Origin of the sequence: Pseudomonas sp. GM80 (assembly GCF_000282515.1) — a bacterium.
Lineage (GTDB): Bacteria > Pseudomonadota > Gammaproteobacteria > Pseudomonadales > Pseudomonadaceae > Aquipseudomonas.
Map to the genome: position 1 here is coordinate 1 of NZ_AKJD01000017.1, position 22,282 is coordinate 22,282.

A 22,282-nucleotide genomic window follows, 5' to 3' on the forward strand; every position below is an offset into this window, starting at 1 on the left:
GGCGGGCGCTGCCGCCAGTTTCTCCGGCAACCCCGGCATAACGGGCGCGGCACTCATGGGCACCATCGGTGCGCCACCGACCATGATCGGCACGCTGCTGAAAATCCCCCCAGGGCCGATGTTGATCCACTGCCCACCGGCCTGAATGGTTGCGCTCGCACCACCATCGATGACCACTTGCTGGCCAGCGCTGACATGAAATTGCCCGCTGGCACTGAGCGCCTGACTGCTGACACGAATATGCCGGTCGCCGGTCACGCTCAGGTGATCGTCCTGCCGCACTGCGGTTTGCCGCTGGCCGTGGGTGATGCGTTGTTCATCGGCCTTCAATTCATGCCGCGCGGTGCCGGTGACGACAATGCTGCGCTGGTTATCGACCTGCACCTGTTGATCGTGCAACACGTGCTGCGTCCAGTTGCGCTGGGCGCGCAGGTAGATTTCTTCGGCGCCTTTGCGATCCTCGATGCGCAGTTCGTTGTAACCGCCGCCGCCAGGGCTGCTTTGGCTGCGGAAGATACTGCGAGTCTTGTCGGCCGGAAGATCGAGCGGCACCGGCGTCGCGGCGTTGGGCAGACAGCCCATCACCAGCGGTTTGTCGGCATCGGCGTCGATGAAGCCGACCAGTACTTCCATGCCGACCCGTGGAATCAGCACGCTGCCATAACGATCATGGGCCCAGCCGGTGGCAACGCGCAGCCAGCAACTGGAATGCTCGTTCAGCTCGCCATCACGATCCCAGGCCAATTGCACTTTGACCCGGCCATACTCATCACAGTGGATCTCGGTGTCTTTCGGGCCGGTGACAACCGCCGGTTGATAACCGAGCATTCGCGGTTTTTCCGGGCCCAGCGGCGGGCGAAAGAACACTGCCCACGGCGTGGCGAGAAAGGTATTACGGTACCCCTGGAATTCTTCCCCATCACTGGTGACCGATTCCTCCAGCACTTGCGGCTGACGGCCATGGTGCTCGACGGCGGTGAGTAGCCACAGATCATTCCAGTCGTGGCGCGGATGGTCAGTGAGCTGTAGGAAATGTCCGCACACCAGCGAGGATTCGTCGCTGATGCCTTCGGCCTGACGGTAATCGGCAACGTGCCTTTCGAGTGCGCGCTGGGCGAGGTGCTTGCCGGTTTCACGGTCGTTGAATTGGCCGGGAAAGTGGTAATCCTCCAGTACCGGGCGTTGCTCGCCGTCAACGCGACTTTCCAGTTGCAGGCGCGGCTTGATGAAGTTGTAGTCGCGCCGCGTGACCACGCTGCTGCGGGTTTCCACGCGCACGTTGAAACGCTTGATCGCCGGGGCGCCACCGGCCATGCCGCTGCCGGGCAGATACAGCGTCGGCTCGGCGAGTCGCGGAAACACGGTCTGGTCATCGCCGAACACCAACAAGTGGCCTTCCGGGCTGTGCTGAAAGTGGTAATGAATGCCGACTTCAGCGCACAAGCGCTGGATGAACGCCAGATCACTCTCGGCGTACTGCACACAATAATCACGCGGCGGGTAGTCGCTGCCGAGTTGGAACTGGAAGGCATCGCGCAGGATCGCGTGATCCTTGAGGATCCGCTCAATGATTTGCGGAACGCTGAGGTGCTGAAAAATACGCTGATTGATCCGATGCCCAAGGTACGTCAGACGCGGTACCAGGCTCACGTGATAACGCGTCAGACGTTTCCCGGAATCGCCCTGCCCGACCTGATAAATCTGACCGTGGACGCCGGAACCGTCGGCATCAAAACTCAGAAACGCCTGACAGTGCAGCAGGCTTTCAAGGTCCAGATCGGGTCGCTCACTGACCAGCTCCAGCTCGAAACGAAAGGGTTGGCTGATGGCTTCCTTACCCGTGAACTCAAGGACCTTGAGGTCATGTTGGGCGCCTTCGAGGGTCAACGTGAAGCGCGGTTGATTGGCAGGCGCGAACATCCGATGTTTCTCTGCAGAGTGAGGGCGGGCGATTCTGCATGAGGGGCAAGGGGTATTGAGTGGGTGATGGGGAAATCAGATTTGCCCTACTTCCATTTACGAAAGCCCCTGCAAAAACCGGCGCCTTCGACTACAGACAAATCCCCCAACTTCACCACCAAACCCTGTGGGAGCTGGCTTGCCAGCGATGGTGGTGTGTAAGTCACCCAATGTGTTGGATGTGTCGACCTCATCGCTGGCAAGCCAGCTCCCACAGGTTTCTCCAGTGTCCGCAAGAAATTGCAGGCAATAAAAAACGGCCCGTCTCCTGTAGGAAACGGGCCGTTTTCGGGTGAGCGTCAGCTCAGAACAATTACTTGTTCAGGTGGAAATCTTTTTCCGCCGCTTCGAAGCGCTGCACCATGCCAGTGGTCGGCGAGCCGAGCTTGCTGACGATGAAGATGGCCAGGCTGGCGAAGATGAAGCCCGGGATGATTTCGTACAGACCCATCACCTCGAAATGCTTCCACACCACAACAGTGATTGCGCCGACCAGGATACCGGCCAGTGCACCGTCGCGGGTCATGCCTTTCCAGATTACCGAGATCAGCACCACCGGACCGAACGCGGCACCGAAACCAGCCCAGGCGTAGGACACCAGGCCCAGTACGCGGTTTTCCGGGTTGGCCGCCAAGGCGATGGCGATCAGGGCAACCAACAGCACCATGGCGCGGCCGACCCAGACCAGCTCCAGTTGCGAAGCGGATTTACGCAGGAAGGTTTTGTAGAAGTCTTCGGTCAGGGCGCTCGAGCACACCAGCAACTGGCAGCTCAGGGTGCTCATCACAGCGGCCAGAATCGCCGACAGCAACACACCGGCAATCCATGGGTTGAAGAGGATTTTCGCCAGTTCGATGAACACACGCTCGTGGTTCTCGGTGACGGGACCGGCCACTTCCGGGTGCGCCGAGAAGTACGCGATACCGAAGAAGCCCACCGCCACGGTGCCGCCCAGGCACAGGATCATCCAGGTCATGGAGATGCGACGCGCCTTGGCGATCGATTTCACCGAATCCGCCGCCATGAAACGCGCGAGGATGTGCGGCTGACCGAAGTAGCCCAGACCCCAGCCCATCAGCGAGATGATGCCGATGAAGGTGGTGCCTTTAAGCATGTCGAAGTTGCTTGGGTCCTGTGCTTCGATCGCCAGGAACGTGGTGTCGACGCCACCGGTGGCCAGCAGCACGATGATCGGCGTGAGGATCAGCGCGAAAATCATCAGCGTGGCTTGTACGGTGTCAGTCCAGCTTACCGCGAGGAAACCGCCGACGAAGGTGTAGGCAATTGTCGCTGCAGCACCGGCCCACAGCGCGGTCTCGTAGGACATGCCGAAGGTGCTTTCGAACAGACGGGCGCCAGCGACGATGCCGGATGCGCAGTAAATGGTGAAGAACACCAGAATCACGATGGCCGAAATAATGCGCAGCAAGCCGCTTTTATCTTCGAAACGGCTGGAAAAGTAGTCCGGCAGGGTCAGGGCATCACCGTTGTGCTCGGTCTGCACGCGCAGACGGCCGGCGACGAACAACCAGTTCAGGTAGGCACCGACGATCAGGCCGATGGCGATCCAGCTTTCGGACAGACCGGACATGTAGATGGCGCCCGGCAGGCCCATCAGCAACCAGCCGCTCATGTCGGAAGCACCGGCAGACAGTGCAGTAACAACGCTGCCCAGGCTACGGCCGCCAAGAATATAGTCAGAAAGGTTGTTGGTGGAGCGATAGGCCATGAAGCCGATCAGCACCATTGCTGCGATGTAGATCACGAACGTGATCAGTGTTGGATTGCTTACGCTCATTAGTTACGCCCTGGCTTTGTTTTTATGTAGCAGCGGTGATCAACCGCACGCAAACGACGACGTTTGGCAGACGATTTCAGATCCCGCGCATTTAGGACTGATGTTTCCCCAGGAAAGCCACCAGCCGATGCACCGGTTTATACCGGTTGCACCTTGGGCGCGAATGCTATGCAACAAAGTAAAAAAGGTGCAACCAGTTTCGTGAGAATTAGTTGCACCTAGTCGGATATACCGAGAAATAAGCGGTTTTTGCTCCCTTTTAGCGCAGTCCGAGCGCTTTGCTAGAAGCAAAAGCACCAAGCAAGTGCGGCACTTCAGTACCAGAAAATAATTCCTGACGAAGCGTTTATTTTTCCGACAAAAAAAGGGTTGCACCCGGTTGCACCTCTTTCAGCGCGCGGCTAATCTTGCGGCCAGCTGATGCCACGCAACTGTGGCAACCATGAGGATAAAAATATGGCTACCACCACCCTTGGGGTCAAACTCGATGACCCGACACGCGAGCGCCTGAAGGCGGCCGCGACCTCGATTGATCGCACACCGCACTGGCTGATCAAGCAGGCAATTTTCAATTACCTGGAGAAACTCGAGGGTGGTGCAACCCTGACCGAGCTGAACGGTTTGACCGCCAAGGACGCCGATGAGGCAGGCGAAGTCCACACCGATCACGCCCACCAATGCTTCCTCGAATTTGCCGAGAGCATCCTGCCGCAGTCCGTTCTGCGCGCTTCGATCACCGCTGCTTACCGTCGCCCCGAGCCGGAAGTGGTGCCGATGCTGATCGAACAGGCCCGCCTGCCGGTCGCCATGGCTGAAGCTACCAACAAGCTTGCTGCCTCCATCGCGGAAAAACTGCGTAACCAGAAAAGTGCCGGCGGTCGTGCAGGCATTGTTCAGGGTCTGCTGCAGGAATTTTCCTTGTCGTCCCAGGAAGGCGTGGCACTGATGTGCCTGGCCGAAGCGCTGCTGCGTATCCCGGACAAGGGCACTCGCGATGCGCTGATCCGCGACAAGATCAGCACCGGTAACTGGCATCCGCACTTGGGCAACAGCCCGTCGCTGTTCGTCAACGCCGCCACCTGGGGCCTGCTGCTGACCGGCAAACTGGTCTCGACGCACAACGAAGCCGGCCTGACCTCGTCGCTGAGCCGCATCATCGGCAAGAGCGGCGAGCCGATGATCCGCAAGGGCGTCGACATGGCCATGCGCCTGATGGGCGAGCAGTTCGTCACCGGCGAAACCATCGCCGAAGCGCTGGCCAATGCGAGCAAGTTCGAAGCCAAGGGCTTCCGTTATTCCTACGACATGCTCGGTGAAGCGGCGCTGACCGAACACGACGCGCAGAAGTACCTGGCGTCGTACGAACAAGCCATTCACTCGATCGGCAAAGCCTCCCACGGTCGTGGGATTTATGAAGGCCCGGGCATCTCCATCAAGCTGTCGGCACTGCACCCGCGTTACAGCCGTGCGCAGTACGAACGTGTGATGGACGAGTTGTACCCGCGACTGCTGTCGCTGACCCTGCTTGCCAAGCAATACGATATCGGCCTGAACATCGACGCCGAAGAAGCCGACCGCCTCGAACTGTCGCTGGATCTGCTTGAGCGCCTCTGCTTCGAGCCGCAACTGACCGGCTGGAACGGCATCGGTTTCGTCATCCAGGCTTACCAGAAGCGTTGCCCGTACGTGATCGACTACGTGATCGATCTGGCCCGTCGCAGCCGTCATCGCCTGATGATCCGTCTGGTGAAAGGCGCGTACTGGGACAGCGAAATCAAGCGCGCCCAGGTCGAAGGCCTGGAAGGCTATCCGGTGTACACCCGCAAGGTGTACACCGACGTTTCCTACATCGCTTGCGCACGCAAACTGCTGTCGGTACCGGAAGTCATTTACCCGCAGTTCGCCACGCACAACGCCCACACCCTGTCGGCCATTTACCACATTGCCGGTCAGAACTATTACCCCGGCCAGTACGAATTCCAGTGCCTGCACGGCATGGGCGAACCGCTTTACGAACAAGTTGTAGGCAAAGTTTCCGAAGGCAAGCTGAACCGTCCGTGCCGCGTGTACGCGCCGGTCGGTACTCACGAGACCCTGCTCGCCTACCTCGTACGTCGCTTGCTGGAAAACGGCGCGAACACTTCGTTCGTCAACCGTATTGCCGATCAGTCGATTTCGATTCAGGAGCTGGTGGCCGATCCAGTGGCGCAGATCGAGCAGATGGCGACCGTGGAAGGTGGTTTCGGCCTGCCGCACCCGCGCATTCCGCTGCCGCGTGACCTGTACGGTGCCGAACGTGCCAACTCCAGCGGCATCGACATGGCCAACGAACATCGTCTGGCTTCGCTGTCCTGCGCCTTGCTCGCCACTGCCCACACCGACTGGAAAGCTGCGCCGATGCTCGGTTGCGCTTCCAGCACTGAAACCCCGGCAGCCGTGCTGAACCCGGCGGATCACCGTGATGTGGTCGGTCATGTTCAGGAAGCCACTGTCGAAGACGTCGACAACGCCATTCAATGCGCGCTGAACGCAGCACCGATCTGGCAGGCCACCCCGCCCGCCGAGCGTGCAGCGATTCTGGAACGTGCCGCTGACTTGATGGAAGGCGAGATCCAGCCACTGATGGGCCTGCTGGCTCGCGAAGCCGGCAAGACCTTCGCCAACGCCATCGCCGAAGTCCGCGAAGCCGTCGATTTCCTGCGTTACTACGCGGTGCAGGCGCGCAACGATTTCAGCAACGACGCCCACCGTCCATTGGGCCCAGTCGTATGCATCAGCCCGTGGAACTTCCCACTGGCAATCTTCAGCGGCCAAGTCGCTGCGGCATTGGCTGCCGGTAACCCGGTATTGGCCAAGCCTGCCGAGCAAACTCCGCTGGTGGCCGCGCAAGCCGTGCGTTTGCTGCTCGAAGCTGGCATCCCGGAAGGCGTGCTGCAACTGCTGCCGGGTCGCGGTGAAACCGTCGGCGCCGGTCTGGTTGGCGATGAGCGCGTCAAAGGCGTGATGTTCACCGGTTCCACCGAAGTCGCGCGTCTGCTGCAACGCAACATCGCTGGACGTCTCGATAGCCAGGGCCGCCCGATTCCGCTGATCGCCGAAACCGGTGGCCAGAACGCGATGATCGTCGACTCCTCGGCACTGACCGAACAAGTTGTGATCGACGTGGTGTCCTCGGCCTTCGACAGCGCCGGTCAGCGTTGCTCGGCGCTGCGGGTACTGTGCTTGCAGGAAGATTCCGCGGATCGTGTCATCGAAATGCTCAAAGGTGCCATGGCGGAAAGCCGTCTCGGCAACCCGGAGCGCCTGTCCGTGGACATCGGCCCGGTGATCGACGCCGAAGCCAAGGCAGGCATCGACAAGCACATCCAGGGCATGCGCGATAAAGGTCGCAATGTTTACCAGGTAGCGATCGCCGACACCGAAGAGGTCAAACGCGGCACCTTCGTCATGCCGACCCTGATCGAACTGGAAAGCTTCGACGAGCTGCAACGCGAGATCTTCGGTCCGGTGCTACACGTGGTGCGCTACAAGCGCAAAGAGATCGATCAACTGATCGGCCAGATCAACGCGTCCGGTTATGGCCTGACCTTGGGCGTACACACGCGCATCGACGAGACCATCGCCAAGGTGATCGACAACGTCAATGCCGGTAACGTCTACGTCAACCGCAACATCGTTGGCGCTGTGGTCGGCGTGCAGCCATTCGGCGGCGAAGGTTTGTCCGGTACTGGCCCGAAAGCCGGTGGCCCGCTGTACCTGTACCGTTTGCTGGCGACACGTCCTACCGACGCCATCGAACAATCCTTCGCTCGCGGTGATGCTGTTGTCGCCCCGGACGTTCGTTTGCGCGACGCCATGAGCAAACCGCTGAACGCCCTGAAAGCTTGGGCTGAAAGCAGCAAGTACGCCGACTTGAGCACGCTGTGCGTGCAGTACGCGGCGCAATCGCAGAGCGGCATCACCCGCGTACTGGCCGGCCCGACCGGTGAGAAAAACAGCTACGCGATTCTGCCGCGTGAGCACGTGCTGTGCTTGGCCGAGGTTGAAGGCGATCTGCTGACGCAACTGGCAGCAGTGCTGGCCGTAGGCGGTTCGGCGGTATGGCCGGAGTCCGACATCAGCAAGGCGTTGTTCGCACGCCTGCCGAAGGACATTCAGGCGCGGATCAAGCTGGTTGCTGACTGGAACAAGGATGAGGTGGTGTTCGATGCGGTTCTGCATCACGGCCATTCCGACCAGTTGCGCGGCGTTTGCCAGCAGATTGCCAAGCGTGCCGGCGCGATCGTTGGGGTTCAGGGCTTGTCCCAGGGCGAGACCAACATTGCGCTGGAGCGTCTGGTGATCGAGCGGGCGTTGAGCGTTAACACTGCGGCAGCGGGTGGTAATGCCAGCCTGATGACTATCGGCTAATACCGAAAAGCCGGGCACCTGCATCGGTGCCCGGCATAGCAATAATCCCTGTGGGAGCTGGCTTGCCAGCGATAGCGATGTGTCAGTCACCGTTAATGTTGACTGAACTGCCGCCATCGCTGGCAAGCCAGCTCCCACAGTGTTTTGGGGTGTTTGTTAAGTCGGCGCGCGGCTCCAACATCACGCCCATCAATCATCCTGTTCAGCCTTTATCAGCAAGCCTAGACTCGGCCCAACCCCAATTTCAGGTAGGCCGCCATGTCCGAGACGCTGCTCAGTTCCCGCAATCTGGCTTTCGAGCTGTATGAAGTCCTTGATGCCGAGGGCCTGACCCGGCGTGAGCGCTTTGCCGAGCACAACCGCGAGACCTTCGACGCCGCCATCGGCACCGCGCGCAACATCGCCGAGAAGTACTTCGCGCCGCACAACCGCAAGGGTGACGAGAACGAGCCGCGCTATGAAGACGGCAAGGCGATTCTGATTCCTGAAGTGAAACCGGCGGTGGATGCCTTCCTTGAGGCTGGATTCCTCAACGCCGCGAGAAGTTTCGACGCCGGCGGCATGCAACTTCCTACATTGCTGTCGCAAGCCTGCTTCGCGCATTTCCAGTCGGCCAACGCCGCTTCGACGTCTTACCCGTTCCTGACCATGGGCGCGGCAAATCTGATTGAAAGCTTTGGCACCGACGAGCAGAAACAACGCTTCCTGCAACCGATGATCGACGGGCGCTTCTTCGGCACCATGGCCCTGACCGAACCCCACGCCGGTTCGTCGCTGTCGGATATTCGTACACGCGCCGAGCCGGCGTCTGACGGCAGCTATCGCCTCAAGGGCAACAAGATCTTCATTTCCGGCGGCGATCACCCGCTCTCGGAAAACATCGTGCACATGGTCCTGGCCAAACTGCCGGACGCGCCTGCGGGCGTTAAAGGCATTTCGTTGTTCATCGTGCCGAAGTTTCTGGTCAACGATGACGGCAGCCTCGGCCAACGCAATGACGTGCTGCTGGCCGGGTTGTTCCACAAGATGGGCTGGCGCGGCACCACCTCCACAGCGCTGAACTTCGGCGATAACGGTGAGTGCATCGGTTATCTGGTCGGCGAGCCACATCGCGGTTTGAGCTACATGTTCCAAATGATGAACGAGGCGCGGATTGGCGTCGGCATGGGTGCGGTGATGCTCGGTTACGCCGGTTACCTGTACTCGCTGGAGTACGCCCGCGAACGTCCACAGGGTCGCGTACCGGATAGCAAGGACCCGACCACTGCGCCGGTAGCGATCATTCAGCACGCGGACGTCAGACGCATGCTGCTAACGCAAAAATCCTACGTCGAAGGCGCCTTTGACCTCGGTTTGTATGCCGCTCGGTTGTTCGATGACACCACCACGCTTGAGTCTGAAGCCGAGCGTAAACAGGCGCATGAGTTGCTGGATTTGCTGACACCGATCGTCAAATCCTGGCCATCGGAGTTCTGCCTGAAAGCCAACGAACTGGCGATCCAGATTCTTGGTGGCCACGGTTATACCCGTGAATACCCGGTGGAGCAGTACTACCGCGATAACCGCTTGAACCCGATCCATGAAGGCACCCACGGTATTCAGTCGCTGGACTTGCTTGGGCGTAAATTGGCGCAGAACGGTGGTGCGGGACTTAAACAACTGATTCGCCTGATTGCCAACACTGCTGAGCGCGCGACAGCGTATGAATCGCTGACCGCACTGCGTGAACCACTGGAAAAACTAGTGGCGCGCCTGCAAACGGTGACCATTGGTTTGCTGACCGATCTGGCGCAGGGCAAGGTCAACAGCAGTCTGGCGAATTCGGCGTTGTACCTGAAAGTGTTCGGGCACACGGTGATTGGCTGGCGCTGGCTGGAACAGGCGATTCGTGCCGAGGAAGGATTGGCCAAGGGCAATGCGGCGGATGCCGACTTTTATAAGGGCAAGTTGCAGGCGGCGCGGTATTTCCTGACCTGGGAAGTACCGGGTTGCCATCATGAGCTGGCGCTGCTGGAGACGCGGGATGATACGTGCCTGGCGATGCAGGATGCGTGGTTCTGATCCGGGATATTTGTAGTGGCTGAAATCCAATCGCGAGCAGGCTCACTCCTACATTTGGAACGCTTTCCCCTGTAGGAGTGAGCCTGCTCGCGATGGCGTCAGCTCAAACAATGCACCTCTCAGCTCAATTTGAACCCACCCATCTGCCGCGCCAGATCATCCGCCAGTTTCTGCAACATCTGGCAGTCTTCACGACAAGCCCGAACCTCACCCGCCGTCGCCCGCGCCAGATCGGAAATCCCCTGCACATTGCGGTTGATCTCTTCGGTCACCGCCGACTGCTCTTCCGTCGCCGTCGCCACCTGATGGTTCATGTCGCTGATGCGCTCGACCTGCCCGGTAATCGCAGTCAATGAAGCCCCGGTACGCTGGCTCGACTCAACCCCGGTACCCGTCGCTGCTTGCCCGGTGCGCATCGACGACACCGCGTTTTCCGCGCCCTGTTTAAGGCTGCCGATCATCTGCTGAATCTCGTCGGTTGACGCCTGCGTGCGCCGCGCCAAGGTGCGCACTTCATCGGCGACGACGGCAAAACCCCGGCCCATGTCGCCAGCACGCGCTGCTTCGATTGCCGCGTTGAGCGCCAGCAAATTCGTTTGCTCGGACACCCCGCGAATCACCGCCAGCACCGAGTCGATCGATGCCACTTGATGCGCCAGCTCACCCACCGCGCCTGCCGCCAAGCCAATCTCGTCCGACATGCTTTCAATATGCCGAATCGAGCCACCGACCACTTCCCGCGCCTGCATCGCTTCATCGCGCGCGGTTTGCGAGGCAAGCGCCGCGTTGCCAGCGTTCTGCGCGATTTCCTGCACGGTCAGGCCCATTTCATGAACCGCCGTCGCGACCATGTCAGTCATTTCCTGCTGACGACCGGAACGCTCTGCGGTGTTCTCGACGACTTTCGCCACCTGCCCGACAGCGGTGCGCAAACGCTCGCTGGTGGCCAGCACTTCGCCGATCATCCCGCGCTGACTGTCGAGGAAACTGTTGAAACCCCGGGCGAGGTCGCCCAGTTCGTCAGCGCGACTGGAATCTAACCGGTGGGTCAAATCTCCCCCACCGCTACCGATTGCTACCAGCGCGGCTGTTACCTGACGAATCGGCCGCACCAGACCTTGCGCCAGCCACACCACCAGGGCGAGGCACACCAACGCCACCGCCAGACCGATTCCGCCGCTCATCCACATCGCTTTGCGGGCCTCGGCGTAGATCTGTGATTGCGGCACTTCGGCCACGAGGGTCCAGCCTAAATCACGCAAGGGCAGGCTGAAGGCGAGGAAGTCTTCGCCATCCCTCTGGAAGCTGCTGCTGATCGCCGTTTTTTGGCCCATGACGGCCTGCGCTGCATTGGCGCCGATCTGCTCGGTCAAGGTGCGTTTACCACTGAACTGCGCTTCGGGATGCACCTGGATCAAACCGTCGGAACGCACGAGATAGACCTTGCCGCGCTCACCGAAGCTGAAGTTGTGAATCAGCTCCGAGAGCTCTTTCATGCTCAGCCCAAGCCCCGCCACACCCACCACTTTGCCGGCCTGCTCGACCTTCAAATCGATGAACAGCGCCAACTCTCCAGTGGCCCCGTCGTTGTCGATATTCAAGGTGCGCGGCTGATTGCTGTCGAGGAAAGAATAGAACCAGGCATCGGCCGGTTTGGAGCGACTGAGGGTGCGATCCAGGCCTTTTTCGGTGATGTAATGATTGGAATCGGTGCCGATGATCAAAGCGGTAAACGCTTTGTGTTCGGCGCGGATGCCTTCCAGATACTGCGCAAAGGCTGCTGTTTTGCCGCTGTCTTCACCCGATGCGAGCCAGTCGCGAACCATGGTGTTGCTGGCAATGTCCTTGGCCGCCGTCAGCGGCTGAACAAGGATACGTTCAATGTCGTTGCGCGTCGCTTCGATGCTCGACGGCAGGGCTTGCTCGACCAGATAGCTCTGGGCGAGGCGATTGACTACCAGGGTATAAATGCCAACCACGATCAGGATACTGACCAGCAGGGCGGTGCCCATGCTGAGAATCAGCTGCCATTGAATACTGCGTCGCCACAACTGCATGGAGCACCCCCAGGAGATAAGAGGCGGAAACACTGCAACTGTCGTGCCGATTGTATACAAAGACACAGAAAATCAATCTCAATCAGCAGCTTGTTTCGCATGCAAACAAGAAAAAACTGTCATATCTAACAGGTTACAAGCATCGAATAGCTGGGTATGTTTTGAGAAGTGCCAATTTAGGCACGCACATCTCGATTGCATCAAGCAGAGAGGGGCCGTCATGCACGACGAACCATTGGAATTCTCACAGCCACTGACCACCCAGGAAACCGACGCCGTTCTAAAATTTGTGAATGTTGGAGACGAGGTCAGGATCGCCGGAGAAAAACACAGTGTCGTCAAAAAAGAATTTCAGGTGAGCGGCAGCCATTATCTCGTCCAAATTACCTTGGACACTGGCGAAACCTCCACTACCACACATTCAATTACCCACGAGGAGTTCAGTAATCTTATACGCGAGGGTGACTACAGGAACTCGAACGGAAACATCAGCGTGGCAGACTCAGTGTGGTACCAAAAAGACGGCCACCTATGGGTCAAATACGCCACTTGGGACAAGGTATGATCATTTGTCTGCTTCGAAGATAGTGACGCCTCCTGACCCAGAGGCGCCCTTTACCTTCATCAGCCTTGCTGGCCGATAGTCTTGGCGATGGTGTCGACCGTGGCGCTGACTTGCTCTTGGTAACGGTCGAGTTCTTCCTGGTGCAGCTTCTTCATTTCGATCTGCTGCGAACACAGATTCATCGCTGCTAGCACCAGCAAGCGGTCGCCGATCAGCGTCGGGTATTTGCGTTTGGTGTCGGCCAAAGCGGCCTTGAGCATCAGTGCCGCGTCCAGCAGGGTCTGTTCTTCCCCGGCCGGTGCCTTGATCGAATAGTCCTCCCCGAGAATGGAGATGACTTTTACCCCTGCTGTGTGGTGGTTCATGCGCTGACAGGACCGGCGTTGACGCGATCAACCAGGGCTTGAATGCGTGCTGCGGTGGCGCCGTGCTTTTCTTCCTGTTCCATCAGGTTCAGTTGCAGGCTTTCGTTTTCATCCTTGGCCTGAGCCAGTTCCGTGGACAGATTCTGGTTGGTTTGCGCCAGGGTTTGGTTCTGTTGCACCAGGTCGCTGACGAGCTGTTCCAATTGACTGAGGGATGCTTCCAACATTTTGATCTTCCAGGCATTTTCAAAGGGCGCGTACGATAAAGAAAAGTCACCACGGATGCCAGGGTTAAACCGGCGCAAGGCCTTGATTTTCCTGGCGGGCGAGCGTTCCCGCGAGCTTTAAAGACTGTGATTTGCCGATCTTGTTCCTGCACTTCGTCGATCAAGGCTGTCTGCGACAAATACGCACATGGACTAAAGAGTTCATTGGGCTGACCGATAAGTCACCCATACAGCAGTTTCAGCCCGCATGGACGCGGCCCTTCCTGGTATCCGCACATGTCCCTTCGCAATATGAATATCGCCCCTCGGGCGTTCACCGGCTTCGCCCTGATCGGCGGCCTGATGTTGATTCTTGGCGTGTTCGCCCTGAACCAGATGAGCAAAATCCGCGCGGCCGGCGAAGACATCGCCACCGCCAGCGTGCCGTCGATCAAAGCCCTTGATGAGTTCACCCAGCTGACCTTGCGTCTGCGCGTGCTGTCCTATCGTTTGCTGATCAACCGCGAGGCGGACGTACAGCAGAAAACCATGGACCTGTTCGACATGCGCAACCGGCAGATCACCGACGCCCAACGCGCCTACGAACCACTGATCGACGGCCCGCAGGAGCGCGCGGCTTATGAGCAGTATGTGCAGTTGCTGGCGCAGTACCGGCAGCTCGAAGACCGCATGAAAACCCTGTCACGCAATAACCAGATCGACGAGTTGCGGCAGATGCTCAACACCGATCTGTTGGCCAACTCCGAGGCGGTGAACACCGCGCTCGCGCGGTTGCTGGAGATCAATACTCAGCAGATCGCCGAGACTGACCAGGGCGCGTCGGAGCAATATTCGATGTCGTTCAATCTGGTCGTGACCCTGTTGGTGATCGCTACCGGTCTGACGTTCCTGTTCGCCTGGCTGCTGACCGTCAGCATCACCAAACCAATCTCCAAAGCACTGGACGCTGCGGAAACCATCGCCGAAGGCAACCTGACCCAGCCGATTCACGTCGATGGCAGCGACGAAGCCGGTCGCCTGCTGGCGGCGATGGCCAAGATGCAAGCGAAACTGCGTGACACCCTGCAGCGGATTTCCGGTTCGGCCACGCAACTGGCGTCGGCAGCGGAAGAGCTGAACAGCGTCACCGATGAAAGCGCACGCGGCCTGACGCAGCAGAACAACGAAATCGAGCAAGCGGCCACCGCGGTCAATGAAATGACCAGCGCCGTGGAAGAAGTCGCACGCAACGCCGTGAGCACGTCGGAAGCCTCGAAGAACGCCACAACGTCGGCCGGTGACGGTCGTGATCTGGTTCAGGAAACGGTCAGCGCCATCGAACGCATGAGCGCCGATGTGCAGAGCACGGCCTCGTTGATCGGTGATCTGGCCAATGAATCCCGTGACATCGGCAAGGTGCTCGACGTGATCCGTGGCCTGGCTGACCAGACCAACCTGCTGGCGCTGAACGCGGCGATCGAAGCGGCGCGTGCCGGTGAAGCCGGTCGTGGTTTTGCCGTGGTGGCGGATGAAGTGCGTGCCCTGGCGCACCGCACCCAGCAGTCGACCAGTGAAATCGAACGGATGATCGGCAGCATTCAGAGCGGCACCGAGCACGCCGTGGATTCGATGCGCAACAGCACCGAGCGCGCCGAATCGACGCTGAACATCGCCCGTGGCGCCGGCATGTCGCTGGACACCATCAACACGGCGATCGTCGAGATCAACGAACGCAACCTGGTGATCGCCAGCGCGGCCGAAGAGCAGGCGCAAGTGGCGCGCGAAGTGGATCGCAACCTGGTGAACATTCGTGATTTGTCGGTGCAATCGGCGACCGGCGCGAATCAGACGAGCGCGGCGAGTAACGAGCTGTCGCGGCTGGCGCTGGATCTGAACAACATGGTTGGGCGTTTCAGCCTCTAACTGCTGAAGAAACTCCTTTGTGGCGAGGGAATTTATCCCCGATCGGCTGCGCAGCAGTCGTAAATCCCTCGCGCGAGGTGTATCTGATACACCTCGCACTCAGCGTTTGGGGCGGCTTCGCCACCCAACGGAGATAAATCCCCTCGCCACAGTCATCACTCGGCAAACGTTCAATGTGATGCCAACGCAAAAAGCTTTTTGACAGCATCACATTTCAACAGGTTAGAATCGCTGGCACGCAGACTGCATGGTCAGTTTGCGCCCGTCTTTATGTCTCTGGAGTAGTGCCTTTGAATGCGACGACCATCAACAGCCTGTTCTTGATCGGCGCGTTGCTGGTAGGTGCAAGCATTCTCGTCAGTTCTCTCTCCTCCCGTCTCGGCATTCCGATTCTGGTCATTATTCTTGCGGTCGGCATGACCGCCGGGGTCGATGGCGGCGGGATCATTTTCGACAACTACCCGACGGCCTATCTGGTCGGCAACCTCGCACTGGCGGTGATCCTCCTCGACGGCGGCTTGCGCACGCGGGTGTCGAGTTTCCGCGTGGCGTTATGGCCGGCGCTATCGCTGGCCACGGTCGGGGTGTTGATCACCACCGGGCTGACCGGCATGGCGGCCGCATGGCTGTTCGACTTGAACCTGATTCAAGGCCTGCTGATCGGCGCCATCGTCGGCTCCACGGACGCCGCCGCGGTGTTCTCACTGCTCGGCGGCAAAGGCCTGAACGAACGGGTTACGGCCAGCCTGGAAATCGAATCCGGCAGCAACGACCCGATGGCGGTGTTTCTCACCGTGACCCTGATCGACATGCTCGCCAGCGGCCAGACCGGCCTGCACTGGAGCCTGCTGACGCACCTGATCCGCGAGTTCGGCATCGGCGGTGTGATCGGCCTCGGTGGCGGCTGGCTGATGTTGCAACTGGTCAACCGCATCAACCTCGCGGCGGGGCTGTATCCGATCCTGGTCATTGCCGGCGGTCTGGTGGTGTTCGCCCTGACCAACGCCTTGCACGGCAGCGGCTTCCTTGCGGTGTATCTGTGCGGGCTGGTCATCGGCAACCGCCCGGTGCGCAGCCGTCACGGTATTTTGCACATGCTCGACGGCATGGCGTGGCTGGCGCAGATCGGCATGTTTCTTGTACTGGGGCTGCTGGTGACGCCACATGATTTGTTGCCGATCGCCCTGCCCGCCCTCGGTCTGGCGCTGTGGATGATTCTGTTTGCGCGGCCGCTGTCGGTGATGGTCGGCCTGCTGCCGTTCAAGGCCTTCCACGGTCGCGAGAAAGCCTTTATTTCCTGGGTCGGCCTGCGTGGCGCAGTGCCGATCATTCTGGCGGTGTTCCCGCTGATGGCCGGGCTGCCGAATGCGCAGCTGTACTTCAACCTCGCGTTCTTCATTGTGCTGGTGTCGCTGCTGGTGCAGGGCACGAGCCTGCCGTGGGTCGCCAAGCTGTTGAAAGTGACGGTACCGCCGGAGCCGGCGCCGATTTCCCGGGCGGCGCTGGAGGTTCACGTCACCAGCGAGTGGGAGTTGTTCGTTTATAAGCTCGGCGCGGAGAAATGGTGCATCGGTTCGCCCCTGCGCGAGCTGAAAATGCCCGAAGGCACACGCATCGCGGCCCTGTTTCGTGGCCAGCAATTGCTCCATCCGTCGGGTAGTACGGTGCTGGAAGTCGATGATTTGCTGTGTGTTATCGGCCATGAACACAACTTGCCGGCGCTCGGAAAACTCTTCAGCCAAGCGCCGCAACGCGGTCTCGATCTGCGTTTCTTCGGCGACTTCGTGCTCGAAGGAGACGCCCAGCTTAAAGCGGTTGCAGCGCTTTACGGGTTGCCGGCTGAAGGCATTGATCCGGACATGACCCTGGGCACCTTCATCGCCCATAAAGTCGGTGGTGCACCGATCGTCGGTGACCAGGTGGAGTGGAACAACACCCACTGGACGGTCGCGGTCATGGACGGGAACAAGATTGGCAAAGTGGGCGTCAGATTCCCCGAAGGAAGTCGCCCGGGCCCCGGACTCTTCCTCTAAACTGCGTCCACTCTCACTTGCTTGACCGGTCTCTATGCCTACCCTGCGCTCCTTTTTCGCCGCGGCCCTGCTGGGCCTGAGTCTTACTGTCGGCCCGCTGTACGCCGCCGAACCGCCGTCCAGCGAAGCCGTACAGGCCAGCCTCGACAAGCTTGCCGACAGCAAACTGCCGGATGCCGACAAAAAGACCCTGCAATCCGTCCTGCAGAACACCCTCAATCAGCTGAACAACCAGCGTGATTACGAACAGAAGCTGATCGATCTCAAACAGCAACTGGCGACGGCGCCCAAGCAGACCATCGAAAACGCCCGCGAACTGACGCGTCTCAAGGCCACCGCCGTGGTGCCGGTGGCGCAGCGTTTCCCGCGCGAATCGATTCCGCAACTGGAGCAGATCCTCACCGATCGCTCGACCCAGCAAAGTGACCTGCAAAAAGCCCTGGCCGACGCCAACAGCCTGATCATCACCGCGCAGACCCGCCCGGAGCGTGCGCAGGCGGAAATTTCCGCCAGCCAGACGCGCATTCAGCAGATCAACAACATCCTCAAGTCCGGCAAGGACGCGGGCAAGACCGTCAGCGCCGAGCAGCGCGACCAGTTGAACGCCGAGCTTGCCGCGCTGAATGCGCTGATCCCGCTGCGCCGTCAGGAACTGGCCGGCAACAGCCAGTTGCAGGATCTGGGCAATGCTCAGCATGACTTGCTCTCGGAGAAGTCCGACCGCCTCGACCGCGAGATTCAGGAACTGCAGACCCTGATCAACCAGAAGCGTCTGGCGCAATCGCAGGAAACCGTGACCCAGCAATCGATCGAAGCGCAGAAGGCCGGCGGCAGCAGCCTGCTCGCCAGCGAAAGCACGGCCAACCTCAAGCTCTCCGACTACCTGCTGAAAAGCACCGACCGCCTCAACGAAGTCACCCAGCAGAATCTGCAGACCAAGCAGCAACTCGATACCTTGACCCAGAGCGATTCGGCCCTCGACGAGCAAATCAACGTGCTCAAGGGCAGCCTGCTGCTGTCGAAGATCCTCTATAAACAGAAACAAGCCCTGCCGCGTCTCAAGGTCGACCGCGACCTGGCAGACCAGATCGCCGACATTCGTCTGTATCAATTCGAAGTCAGCCAGCAACGCGAATTGCTCAGCAACCCGGCGACTTACGTCGACAACCTGCTGGCGACCCAGCCGCCGGAACAGATCACCCCGCAACTGCGTAAGAGCCTGCTCGATCTGGCCAATACCCGCGCCGACTTGCTGGAGCGCCTGAACCGCGAACTGAGCGCGGTGCTCAACGAATCGATCACCCTGCAACTCAATCAGAAACAACTGCTGAGCACCGCGCAAAGCCTGCGCGCGACCCTCGATGAGCAGATGTTCTGGATCCCCAGCAACAAACCGCTGGACGTGGAGTGGATGCGCGGTGTGCCGGAGCGTCTGAAGCGGCAGGTCGACACACTGCCGTGGGCATCCAGCCTGAGTGAGCTGACCGACGGCCTGACCCAGCGCCCGCTATTGTTCCTGCCCCTGGCATTGCTGATCGGCGCGCTGCTGTGGCGTCGCAAAAGTCTCTACGGGAAACTCAACAAGGTTCACCAGGACATCGGTCACTTCAAACGTGACAGCCAATGGCACACGCCGCAGGCGATCCTGATCAATATTCTGCTGGCGATGCCAGTGGCCTTGGGGCTGGCGCTGTGTGGTCTGGCCCTGCAGATCGACGCCCGGGGACAAAACGCCAACATGGGCGCGGCACTCCTGCAAATGGGTCAGGCGTGGCTGGTGTTCTACACCGCTTACCGGATCCTGGCGCCGGGCGGCGTGGCGGAACTGCACTTTCGCTGGGAAAAACCCCAGGTCGAATTCCTCCAGGGCTGGGTCCGTCGTCTGGGCCTCGTGGTTCTGGCCTTGGTGGCGGTGGTCGCCGTGGCCGAATTGCAACCGGCGGCATTGGCCGACGACGTGCTGGGAATGCCGGTGGTGCTGATTTGCTACGCCCTGATGGCATGGCTGCTCAGTCGTCTGCTGATCAGCAGCCCGGCCCACGAAAACGCCTCGCTGTTCCGTAAAGTGGTAGGCGTGATGTTCACCTTGCTGCCGATCGCCCTGTTTGTGGCGGTGTGCTTCGGCTACTACTACACCGCGCTGAAACTCAGTGACCGCTTGATCAACACCCTGTACCTGCTGATGTTCTGGCTGGTGATCGAAGCGACTTTCGTCCGAGGCCTGAGTGTCGCCGCGCGTCGCCTGGCCTATCAGCGCGCCCTGGCCAAACGTCAGGCGGCGAAAGAAGCCGGCGACGGCGAAGCGGTGATCGAAGAGCCGACCCTGGACATCGAAAAGGTCAACGAACAGTCCCTGCGCCTGATTCGTCTGGCCCTGCTCGGCGGTTTCATCGCCGCGCTGTACTGGGTCTGGTCGGACCTGATTTCGGTGTTCTCGTACCTCGACAACATCACGCTCTACGAATACACCAGCGGCACCGGCGCTAACATGAGCATGGTGCCGATCAGCATCGGCGACATGCTCGGCGCGCTGATCATCATCGGTATTACCTTCGCCCTCGCGCGCAACTTGCCGGGTCTGCTTGAAGTGTTCGTGTTGTCGAAGCTGAATCTGGCGCAGGGCAGTGCCTACGCGACCACGACGCTGCTGTCGTATGTGATCGCCGGTGTCGGTTTCGTCTCGACCCTGTCGACGCTTGGCGTCAGCTGGGACAAGTTGCAATGGCTGGTGGCGGCACTGTCGGTCGGCCTCGGTTTCGGTATGCAGGAGATCTTCGCCAACTTCATCTCCGGCATCATGATCCTCTTCGAACGCCCGGTACGGATCGGTGACACCATCACCATCGGCAACCTCTCGGGCACGGTGAGCAAGATCCGCATCCGCGCCACGACCATCACCGACTTCGACCGCAAGGACATCATTGTCCCGAACAAGACGTTCATTACCGGGCAACTGATCAACTGGTCGCTGACCGACACCATCACTCGCGTCACGCTGAAACTCGGCGTCGACTACGGCTCCGATCTCGATCTGGTCAAGGAACTGCTGCTCAAGGCTGCCCGCGAGAACCCGCGCGTGCTCAAAGAACCCGAGCCGCACGTGTACTTCCTCAACTTCGGCGAAAGCACCCTCGACCACGAACTGCGCATGCACGTGCGCGACCTTGGCGACCGTAACCCGGTGCTCGATGAGGTCAACCGCTTCATCAATCGCGAGTTCAAGAAGCAGCACATCAACATCTCGTTCCGCCAGATGGAGGTTTACCTGAAGAACCTGCACGGCCAGGAATACAAGTTGGTGCCGATCGAGGCGGACACGAAAACCATCGTGGCGGTGCCCGACGAGCAAAAACCGCTGCAAGAGCCGCCGTCGGGCAAACTCGACTAACCGGTCTATTCCCAGCAGAATGCTCGGACATTCTGCTGGAGCCGGCCCTTGAAAGCCCTCGACGAACTGACCTTCGACAATCGCTTCGCCCGCCTCGGCGACGCGTTCTCCGCCCACGTGCTGCCCGAGCCGATCGACAATCCGCGCCTGGTCGTCGCCAGCCCGGCAGCCCTGGCCTTGCTGGATCTCGATCCGGCGACCGCTGAAACACAGGAATTTGCCGAACTGTTTGGCGGCCACAAACTGTGGGCCGATGCCGAGCCGCGCGCGATGGTCTATTCCGGGCATCAATTCGGCGGCTACACGCCGCAATTGGGTGATGGTCGCGGTTTGCTGCTGGGCGAGGTCTACAACGCAGCCGGCGAGCACTGGGACTTGCACCTCAAGGGCGCCGGGCAGACACCGTTTTCGCGCATGGGCGACGGTCGTGCGGTGCTGCGCTCATCGATCCGCGAGTTCCTCGCTTCCGAAGCCTTGTACGCGCTGAACATTCCGTCCTCGCGGGCAGCCTGCGTGATCGGCTCCGACACCCCGGTCTGGCGCGAAAAGCAGGAACGCGCGGCGATGGTGCTGCGTCTGGCGCCGAGCCACATCCGCTTCGGCCACTTCGAATATTTCTACTACACCAAGCGCCCCGAACAACAGAAAGAACTCGGCGAGCACGTGCTGGCCATGCATTTCCCTGAATGCCTTGAGCAGCCGGAACCGTATCTGGCGATGTTCCGCGAGATCGTTGAGCGCAACGCCGAACTGATCGCCAAGTGGCAGGCCTACGGCTTCTGCCACGGCGTGATGAACACCGACAACATGTCGATCCTCGGCATCACCTTCGACTTCGGCCCGTTCGCCTTCCTCGATGATTTCGACGCCAACTTCATCTGCAACCATTCCGATGATCAGGGCCGTTATTCGTTCAGCAATCAGGTGCCGGTCGGCCAATGGAACCTCAGCGCGCTGGCGCAGGCATTGACGCCGTTTATCAGTGTCGAAGCCCTGCGCGAGACGCTGGGTTTGTATCTGCCGCTGTTTCAGGCGCACTACCTGGACCTGATGCGCCGACGCTTTGGTTTCATCACGGCTGAAGACGATGACCAGAAGCTGCTGGAAGACTTGCTGCAACTGATGCAGAACAGCGGCGTCGATTACACGCTGTTTTTCCGCCGACTTGGCGAAGAGTCAGCCGAACAAGCCGTAGTCCGTTTGCGCGACGATTTCGTCGACATCAAGGGTTTTGATGCTTGGGGCGAGCGCTACATCGCCCGGGTTGCCCGCGATGGCGACGCCGATCAAGAGCAGCGCCGAGCGCGGATGCACGCGGTGAATCCGCTGTACATCCTGCGCAATTACCTGGCGCAAAAGGCTATCGATGCAGCGGAACAAGGGGATTACGCCGAGGTACGCCGACTGCATGCGGTGCTGAGTAAACCGTTTGAGGAGCAGCCGGGGATGGAGGGTTATGCGGAGCGGCCGCCGGAGTGGGGCAAGCATTTGGAGATCAGTTGTTCTTCGTAGGCGCT

11 protein-coding genes and 2 pseudogenes are annotated in these 22,282 nt (G+C 59.9%); 8 read left to right on the top strand and 5 right to left on the bottom strand.

Annotated features, from left to right (window positions below; all coding sequences use genetic code 11):
• Together PMI37_RS02105 and putP are read right to left on the bottom strand one after the other, a co-directional pair.
• Positions 1–1,920, bottom strand: a 1,920-nt coding sequence (locus PMI37_RS02105) for a type VI secretion system Vgr family protein (protein WP_008077578.1), incomplete at its 3' end; no start/stop codon positions are given.
• Between the two features lie 352 nt (positions 1,921–2,272).
• The gene (gene putP / locus PMI37_RS02110; RefSeq protein ID WP_008077579.1) at positions 2,273–3,757 is read right to left on the bottom strand and encodes a sodium/proline symporter PutP; all 1,485 of its coding nucleotides are present in this window, start codon (positions 3,755–3,757) and stop codon (positions 2,273–2,275) included.
• Between the two features lie 456 nt (positions 3,758–4,213).
• Here putP and putA point away from each other — a divergent pair, with 456 nt between their 5' ends.
• Together putA and PMI37_RS02120 are read left to right on the top strand one after the other, a co-directional pair.
• Positions 4,214–8,167 (top strand): trifunctional transcriptional regulator/proline dehydrogenase/L-glutamate gamma-semialdehyde dehydrogenase, encoded by a 3,954-nt coding sequence (gene putA / locus PMI37_RS02115; RefSeq protein WP_008077580.1) that lies wholly within the window; start codon positions 4,214–4,216, stop codon positions 8,165–8,167.
• 258 nt (positions 8,168–8,425) lie between these two features.
• The gene (locus tag PMI37_RS02120) at positions 8,426–10,228 is read left to right on the top strand and encodes an acyl-CoA dehydrogenase (RefSeq protein WP_008077582.1); all 1,803 of its coding nucleotides are present in this window, start codon (positions 8,426–8,428) and stop codon (positions 10,226–10,228) included.
• A gap of 119 nt (positions 10,229–10,347) precedes the next feature.
• Here the strand turns inward: PMI37_RS02120 and PMI37_RS02125 are convergent, their stop codons facing one another.
• A complete protein-coding gene (locus PMI37_RS02125) occupies positions 10,348–12,285 on the bottom strand; it encodes a methyl-accepting chemotaxis protein (protein WP_008077583.1) in 1,938 nt (645 codons plus the stop codon).
• A gap of 220 nt (positions 12,286–12,505) precedes the next feature.
• Here PMI37_RS02125 and PMI37_RS02130 point away from each other — a divergent pair, with 220 nt between their 5' ends.
• Positions 12,506–12,850 (top strand): hypothetical protein, encoded by a 345-nt coding sequence (locus PMI37_RS02130; protein WP_008077584.1) that lies wholly within the window; start codon positions 12,506–12,508, stop codon positions 12,848–12,850.
• Between the two features lie 59 nt (positions 12,851–12,909).
• Here PMI37_RS02130 and PMI37_RS02135 read toward each other — a convergent pair whose 3' ends face one another.
• The gene (locus tag PMI37_RS02135; protein WP_008077585.1) at positions 12,910–13,215 is read right to left on the bottom strand and encodes a cell division protein ZapA; all 306 of its coding nucleotides are present in this window, start codon (positions 13,213–13,215) and stop codon (positions 12,910–12,912) included.
• On the bottom strand, positions 13,212–13,442 hold the full coding sequence (locus tag PMI37_RS02140) for a hypothetical protein (RefSeq protein ID WP_008077586.1): 231 nt from the start codon (positions 13,440–13,442) through the stop codon (positions 13,212–13,214). The genes PMI37_RS02135 and PMI37_RS02140 overlap by 4 nt, the downstream gene beginning before the upstream one ends.
• A 342-nt stretch (positions 13,443–13,784) precedes the next feature.
• Between PMI37_RS02140 and PMI37_RS32420 the strand changes: the two are divergent.
• The 5 genes and pseudogenes from PMI37_RS32420 to selO all read left to right on the top strand — a co-directional run.
• Positions 13,785–14,441, top strand: a pseudogene (locus PMI37_RS32420) (MCP four helix bundle domain-containing protein); the annotation flags it as partial.
• Between the two features lie 303 nt (positions 14,442–14,744).
• Positions 14,745–15,344, top strand: a pseudogene (locus PMI37_RS32425) (methyl-accepting chemotaxis protein); the annotation flags it as partial.
• A gap of 290 nt (positions 15,345–15,634) precedes the next feature.
• On the top strand, positions 15,635–17,377 hold the full coding sequence (locus tag PMI37_RS02150; protein WP_008077588.1) for a potassium/proton antiporter: 1,743 nt from the start codon (positions 15,635–15,637) through the stop codon (positions 17,375–17,377).
• Positions 17,378–17,411: 34 nt separating this feature from the next.
• Positions 17,412–20,765 carry a mechanosensitive channel MscK gene (gene mscK, locus PMI37_RS02155; RefSeq protein ID WP_008077589.1) on the top strand — a complete coding sequence of 1,118 codons (3,354 nt, stop codon included), beginning with the start codon at positions 17,412–17,414 and terminating at the stop codon, positions 20,763–20,765.
• 48 nt (positions 20,766–20,813) lie between these two features.
• Complete coding sequence (selO, locus tag PMI37_RS02160) at positions 20,814–22,277, top strand: protein adenylyltransferase SelO (RefSeq protein WP_008077590.1); 1,464 nt, start codon at positions 20,814–20,816, stop codon at positions 22,275–22,277.
• Positions 22,278–22,282: the final 5 nt, after the last annotated feature.

Bases quoted from the DNA above. Each gene is read 5' to 3' on its own strand.
- putP (WP_008077579.1), bottom strand. From the start codon at position 3,757: ATGAGCGTAAGCAATCCAACACTGATCACGTTCGTGATCTACATCGCA.
- putA (WP_008077580.1), top strand. From the start codon at position 4,214: ATGGCTACCACCACCCTTGGGGTCAAACTCGATGACCCGACACGCGAG.
- PMI37_RS02120 (WP_008077582.1), top strand. From the start codon at position 8,426: ATGTCCGAGACGCTGCTCAGTTCCCGCAATCTGGCTTTCGAGCTGTAT.
- PMI37_RS02125 (WP_008077583.1), bottom strand. From the start codon at position 12,285: ATGCAGTTGTGGCGACGCAGTATTCAATGGCAGCTGATTCTCAGCATG.
- PMI37_RS02130 (WP_008077584.1), top strand. From the start codon at position 12,506: ATGCACGACGAACCATTGGAATTCTCACAGCCACTGACCACCCAGGAA.
- PMI37_RS02135 (WP_008077585.1), bottom strand. From the start codon at position 13,215: ATGAACCACCACACAGCAGGGGTAAAAGTCATCTCCATTCTCGGGGAG.
- PMI37_RS02140 (WP_008077586.1), bottom strand. From the start codon at position 13,442: ATGTTGGAAGCATCCCTCAGTCAATTGGAACAGCTCGTCAGCGACCTG.
- mscK (WP_008077589.1), top strand. From the start codon at position 17,412: ATGCCTACCCTGCGCTCCTTTTTCGCCGCGGCCCTGCTGGGCCTGAGT.